This is a genomic window from Acinetobacter sp. YH01018 (assembly GCF_013420295.1).
Lineage (GTDB): Bacteria > Pseudomonadota > Gammaproteobacteria > Pseudomonadales > Moraxellaceae > Acinetobacter.
Window position 1 is genome coordinate 22,869 of sequence record NZ_VOYL01000037.1, and the last position, 6,802, is coordinate 29,670.

Below are 6,802 nucleotides of genomic sequence, written 5' to 3' on the forward strand. Positions count from 1 at the left end.
GTGTAATCATGTCGAATCAAATCAAAAAAGCCTATAACTCATCTTTAGGTAGTACAAGTGCTTTTTTTGCACCCCATCCCGAAGCCAATCATTTAAATGCTCAAGATGTGGCTTTTGAATTAGTAGCAAGTGCAAAGGATATTTCTATTGCTACTTTTCAATGTTTTGAAGGTGGCAACAGACTAATGATTAAAGCAGAAATTGTTGCCAATCTTATTGTTGAAATTCAAACAAAACTAGAAATGATTGAAGCTATCTTACCGATGGCATTTGATGGTGAAGAAGGTAGCCACAATGCTTGATTATGACCACCCCAAAGAACTAATAACACCCGATGACATTTTAAACGAATGCACACAGCTTGTATCGTTTAATGATGCTTATTCATCACATCCATTAATACAGCGTTTTGGCAGTCCTGAGCAGCCGATTTATGTTGATGATGGCAATGTGGATATAAACGGCGTCACCTATGCACAGCCTTTGATTATGCCTATCTATGATGGGCAAATGGATCTTGTTCAATGTGCTGTCATGCAGGATGGGCATCGTGTGGCTGTCATTCCTGATGGACTGGCTAAAGGTTTTGCAAGGTATGGTGATTTTGACCATGCCCAGCCTGTCATTATCACCTACAGCCTAGAGGCATTCTTTAAAGTCGCACAGACTGGCTACGCCGTTGTATTGGTGCTACTACCTACCCTATGCAGCAACCATAAAACAGAACTCAAAGCCTTTGATTTTGAACAAATACAGTTTGTTATTAACCAGCTATCACAGGCAGGCTATAAGCAGCTTTATCTACCTGTCACACCTGAGCAAATGCACCTCGAGCCATTCAAAGCATTGGAACAAAACACGGCTGTAAGATTGCTTAACCAGTATTTAAAAATGGGTGTGAGTGAGTTTTTTTATCAGTTCAATAAAGAGGATGGCACAGCCGAAATACTGGCGTTTCTTGATGAAGCGATAGAGGCTTTACCCGAAAAGACCAGTTTACCTAAAGGCCATTTAGCCAAGCCGTTCAAGATGGATGACAATTCATTTTTGTACATCATGGATAGTGGCTTATATCTGATAAAGGAAAAAAGGGATGATGACGGCGAAGTTAAGCAGACACGTACCTTTATTTCTCATTCTGCAATCATTTTGGGTGAAGCCCGAAGCCAGAACAATGATAACTGGAAGCGCGTTATTCAGTTCCACGATAAAGATAATACCTTGCACCGCCTACTCATCCCTTATGAGCATTTCATGGGTGAAGCACAGGAAGCATTAAAGATTATCGCTAATCATGGATTGATGCCACCGCGCCAAGCCTACAAAAAGAATGTATTTATCAATTACATTCAGGACTACCCAATAGAGCAGCGTTTTAGGTGTGTAGATCGTGCAGGATGGCATGGCTACTGTTTTGCTACACCCAATAAAACCTATGGCAATAGTGAAGATGAAGAACTGTTATTTCACAGTGATAGCAAAAGTCCCTATACCGCTTCGGGGAACTTTGCAGAATGGCAGGAACTAAGCCGACTCATTGAGCCTCATTCATTGGCTGTATTGGCATTCTCATGTGCATTCTCAGGCCAGCTTGTAACCCCACTGGCTATTGAAAGCGGTGGATTTCATATATACGGCACATCCACAGACGGCAAAAGTACCATCACTAAGGCATCGTGCAGCGTATGGGGCAACCCTAAGCATATATCGAAGTCATGGAGAACCACCGACAACGCTTTAGAGAATGAAGCCGAATTGAGAAATGACAGCTTTTTAAATCTGGATGAATTGCGACAGGCCACCCCTAAAGCTGTATCGGATATTGTCTATATGCTTACAGGTGGACAAGGCAAGGCCCGAAGCACCAAAGCAGGCAAGAACAAAGATTCTAAACAGTTCGGACTTATGTATACATCCACAGGCGAGATTACACTGGAAGACCATTTACGGCGTGGCAATATCGAACTGGATGCAGGCTTATTGCTGCGCTTTGCTCATTTACCTAGTGATGCAGGCAAAGGCTACGGCGTATTTGAGTGTATCAACTATGGCAGCAATTCAAGCGATGTGGGCAATCGAGTCAATGAGCTGGCATCAAAACATTATGGACATGCAGGCATCAAGTGGCTTGAGTATCTGACCAGCGATAAAGATACAGTTATGCAGCAGGCCCAGAACTTATTAGACAGCTTTGTTGAGCAGCATACCCAAGCAAAGAACGGACAGGCCAACCGTGTTTTGCGCCGTTTTGCATTGGTGGCGGTGGCTGGTGAACTGGCAACACAGGCAGGGATTACAGGATGGCAGCAAGGACGTGCATTCGAGGCTATAGCGCAATGTTTTAATAATTGGCTAGGAAGTCTAGGCAGTGGCGAAAACATGGAGGAAACAAAGATTCTGGAGCATATCAAGGCGTTCTTTGAATCCAACGGAACAAGCCGTTTTGAGGACTTAACCATAATCAGGCAGGCAGACGGCGAAGTCGTCCGGCCACGTATTCATAACCGTGTCGGCTACTACGACCCAGAGGACAAAGTTTATCTTGTTTCGCCTACGATGTTTAAAAAGGAAATGTGTATAGGTATGAACGAGGCGAACGTCAAAAAGGTATTGATTAAACACGACTGGATAAAAGGATTTATTGAGGGAGATAAAAAGCTATACGTGAAGAAGTCTAGCAATACCCTACCTGATGGCACACGGCCCAGAATGATGCACTTTAGCATTGAGGCTATGCAGAACCTAGATAGCGAAATCTAAAAACAGATTTTATAAGGTGGACGAAGTGGACATGGTGGACATTGGAATAATATTTATAGTTAATACTTTGTTATATATAGATATTATTATGTCCACCCTATATGAACATATATATTTTAATAGGTGGACATAAGGTGGACACGATTTAGGGTAAATATATCTTGTCCACCTACTATAATTTTTATGTCCACTTTTTTCATATGCTGTTTTTCCTATTGGTGGACAGTATTAATTATTTAATATCAAACATATATAAGCACATGTCCACTTTGTCCACCATGTCCACCTAAAAATACACACATACAAGTACAAACAGATTAAGAGATTGAACCAATGGCAAACTTAAACAGAGTTACAGTAATGGGCGTTCTAGGTCGTGACCCTGAAACAAAGCAATTTCCCAATGGTGGCAGCGTTACTACTTTCAGCGTGGCGACTACTGACCACTGGAAGGACAAGACCACAGGCGAACGTAAACAGGCTACAGAATGGCACAGGATTACCACCAGCAACCGTTTAGCCGAGATTGCCAGTAAGTACCTCAAGAAAGGCGGAAAGGTTTATATTGAGGGTTCATTGCGTACAAGGAAGTGGAAAAACCAAAGCGGTGCAGATAGGGAAGTGACAGAGATTAGAGCCGATGAGCTGCAATTGCTTTAATCGAAGCTCCCTAAATATGGGGAGCTTTTTTATTGGCTGAGTGGTCATTATCACCATACAGATTCAACCATCATGGAAATCGTGATAACCGAATGAGTAGCTTTAGACAGCTTTAGATCGGTGCAGTCTAATTAGACAAAACGCAATTTTGCGTTTACCTGTAAAAACAACAAATTATATTCACCTGGCATGAATGCTCAATTTTGAGCTTTGCTTTGATAACAATAAGTTGAATGCACCCTACTGGATTTCAAATCCGAAAGGGTGGCATTTGAAATGCTACCCATCTAAGGCATGATGACAATTAAAATCCATGCAAAAAAAAAGCCCACTACAGGAAAGACAACGTGGGCTTATAAACAATTAGCCATGGAGTAGGCAATTGAGAAACTACAGCAGTTTCTGTTGATTATTTTGTACACTATTCAAATAATATTCAGTGGCGAAATATATCAAAAATTCAAATAATGTTAATTAAATCAAATTGTTAGATAAACTTAATTAATAGTTTACTTAAATTAAAATTTATACCAAATAGCTAAACCTAGTCATAAGTTAGTTATTTTTAGCTATACAACATACCTTTAATTTACCTTGACAGCACCCCACCAAAAAGCACCATAAAAACAATGTCAAAGCCTTACTATATAAGCATTACAGCCATTTTGTTAAAGTTGCGTTTCGTCAAGCTACGTCAAGGTAAATTAATCAATTCTGTGTCGCTACGTGTCGCAAAATCTTGTACGACAGACCTTTTGTATTTGTTGGACAAGGTACTCAAAAAAACACTTATAAAAATGCACTCAAACCGAAGCTATACAAGGCATACGGCGTTTTAACTGAACATTAACTTTGTCCTGCTACGTCCAACAAGATTATCCTTATTTTAGGTGGACGACATATATTAAAAATAATACTCAAAAACTCACTCAAAAGCAGATACGGCAAGGCTTTAGGCTGTTTTATGAAAACCCTATTTCGTCAACCTAGGTCAACCTAAATTGGCTAAAAATTTACTTTGACAAGGTACGCCGTAAATATTCTATAAAATCGCCTATAAGCCTTATCAGCCATAGAACACAGCCCTTTTATATACTTTTCATAAAACTGCATTCCGTCTAAGTACGTCAAAGAAGAAGCCTTATTTCATCAACGTACATCAACGTAATACGTGCCATTTCCACCATTCCAACAAGGTACAACAAGGTAAATTTATTTTGCTTTACAGCCCATCTGCATAAATCGCTATGTAAGCCAAGCACAGAAAGGCATACAGCCATTTTATTAATTTCAATCCGTATAGCTACGTAAAGCAAGAAATGTGAAAAAGTTTCTATTTGATCAAGGTAAATGGCTTATTTCATCTAAGTACATCTAAGTAATTTTTGTTTTACATGGTACTTATAAGAAATTCCGCCTATGCCAGTTACAGCAAGGCATACAGCGATTTAATGGCTTTGATTTCGTAAAACAACGTAAAACAAAACACCCTTAAATTATTCTCTACAGCATTTATTTAATTACCTTGATGGGTCACCAGTAGAAAGACCATCAAAACACCTTAAAAGCTATATGTAGAAAGGTTTACCACTATTTTGAGGAAATCCTATTCCATCAAGTTTCATCAAGGAAAGCCCCTTGTTTTGTACAGCTACGTAAAGAATTTCCCCCTTATTTTTTGTCTTACAGCACCACATTAAAAAGACCATCAAAACCACGCTCAAATATAGGCACAGAAAGGTTTACGCCGTTTGTGACGAAAACCTATCTTGTAAGGGTACGTAAGGGTAAAAGCACTTAAATAGATCAGATTAATTAGTGATACAGCATATTTTAAATTTGATAGACAATACTGCCTCAATAAATAAGTGGAAGCCAATAAACATAAGGTATACAGGCAATTTATAAATATGTTTTTGTCTAGCTACGTCTAGCAAATCCGTATCACTACGTATCACTAAATAATGCTTAATCACGCTGTTATGATTTCAGGTTTTATCAGGTTCAATCGTTGGGTTTTGCTGGGTTCAAATGTCAGGTTTTGTGAGGTTCTAGCCTTAGCATTTCTTAGCATGTACGCGCTTTAAATAACAGGTTTACAGGTTCAAAGCGTTTGAATGTCAACAAATGTCAACACCCTGGGCATCTTTTGAATATTAGGTTTTATAAGGTTCCACACCATGACGGCGCAAAATTGCATTCGCTAAACTCAATAGCAATAAACTACGAAATTTTCGTACAGTGCCGATGCTCAAAAGTGAGCAATACCTCTTAACTGCCTTAAAAGTGTAGTAAGCGGATCGGGGAGCATTCACCCACTGGGGGATATGAGCAAACTTACTCACATTTAAAACGCGACCAAGTTAATTCGGCATTTGAAATGCGAATATTCGCTGAGTGAGTTGCTTAAAGTCACTACTTCATACATTAAAGTCACTAGTTGCTTCACCACAAAATGCAAGATTCTAAATCTGACCCCATTGGCATTCTAAATGTGGATGGGTACGCATTTTAAATATGCTGTTTTGGTGCGTACTGACTGCGTACCATGTACCAGTGCGTACCTGATCCACTAATAAGAGGAGCAGCTTTAAATACTCTATTCCGCTTCAATCAAATGATGGGAGCGAAAAAACACAGCAAACCGATACACCAGTGCAGGCAATATTTAAAATAAAAGGCGTGGGCGTGCGAGGGGAGTTATTTTTATATTAATTTGACTCCCGATATAGCAACTAAACCCGAAGAAAATAGGCCAGCAACATATAATTTGTACACTGTCATGTACACTAAGTTTTTTGTATAAAATTTAATAAATATAAAACAATTACTTAGGTAATTTGTTCAATTGTCGCCACCGACGATATATAAGTAAATGAAGCTTAAATCTCAATGGTTTAGGCTTTTTTTATGCCTGTATATAACTGAGCTTAACCGAGTATATGAGTTTGATCATATCGTGTATTATTGATAAGTAATTGAAACCATTGTGATACACAATAAAGCGTTCAGATATTAAAAAGCGCCCTTTATCAGATCCAGTATTAGAAAATCTAAAATCTGAAGATAAGGACTATCGGGAACTTGATTTTGTTCGCCATGTTATCCAAGAAAAAAAGATCTATAAAATGGGAGATTATTTAAGGCATTTTAGGCAGATGATGCCCGACTATTGAGAACGTTGCTACTATTTATATCCGATAAAAAGAAGAGCAGTTTTTGAATGATAAAAGATCTTTTATTGTTATTGGTAGGGGCTTTGTTGCACAAAGATTTGAAATGCAAAGCGCCCCTAATTGATCCAAATTTAAGGCGTAACTTGGGTAAGTGGGCGACCTAATTCCGTAAATCTGTTAAGGACTGCTACACGTGCATGGATCTC

3 protein-coding genes are annotated in these 6,802 nt (G+C 39.0%); all 3 read left to right on the plus strand.

What is annotated here, in order from left to right; translation table 11 throughout:
• Window positions 1-8 precede the first annotated feature (8 nt).
• Window positions 9-302 carry a hypothetical protein gene (locus tag FTT83_RS11895; protein WP_180176639.1) on the plus strand — a complete coding sequence of 98 codons (294 nt, stop codon included), beginning with the start codon at window positions 9-11 and terminating at the stop codon, window positions 300-302.
• Complete coding sequence (locus FTT83_RS11900; RefSeq protein ID WP_180176638.1) at window positions 295-2,760, plus strand: DUF927 domain-containing protein; 2,466 nt, start codon at window positions 295-297, stop codon at window positions 2,758-2,760. The genes FTT83_RS11895 and FTT83_RS11900 overlap by 8 nt, the downstream gene beginning before the upstream one ends.
• 333 nt (window positions 2,761-3,093) lie before the next feature.
• The gene (gene ssb / locus FTT83_RS11905; RefSeq protein WP_180176637.1) at window positions 3,094-3,420 is read left to right on the plus strand and encodes a single-stranded DNA-binding protein; all 327 of its coding nucleotides are present in this window, start codon (window positions 3,094-3,096) and stop codon (window positions 3,418-3,420) included.
• The last annotated feature ends 3,382 nt before the right edge of the window (window positions 3,421-6,802 follow it).

Coding starts and splice junctions, on each gene's coding strand:
- FTT83_RS11895 (WP_180176639.1), top strand. CDS start 9: ATGTCGAATCAAATCAAAAAAGCCTATAACTCATCTTTAGGTAGTACA.
- FTT83_RS11900 (WP_180176638.1), top strand. CDS start 295: ATGCTTGATTATGACCACCCCAAAGAACTAATAACACCCGATGACATT.
- ssb (WP_180176637.1), top strand. CDS start 3,094: ATGGCAAACTTAAACAGAGTTACAGTAATGGGCGTTCTAGGTCGTGAC.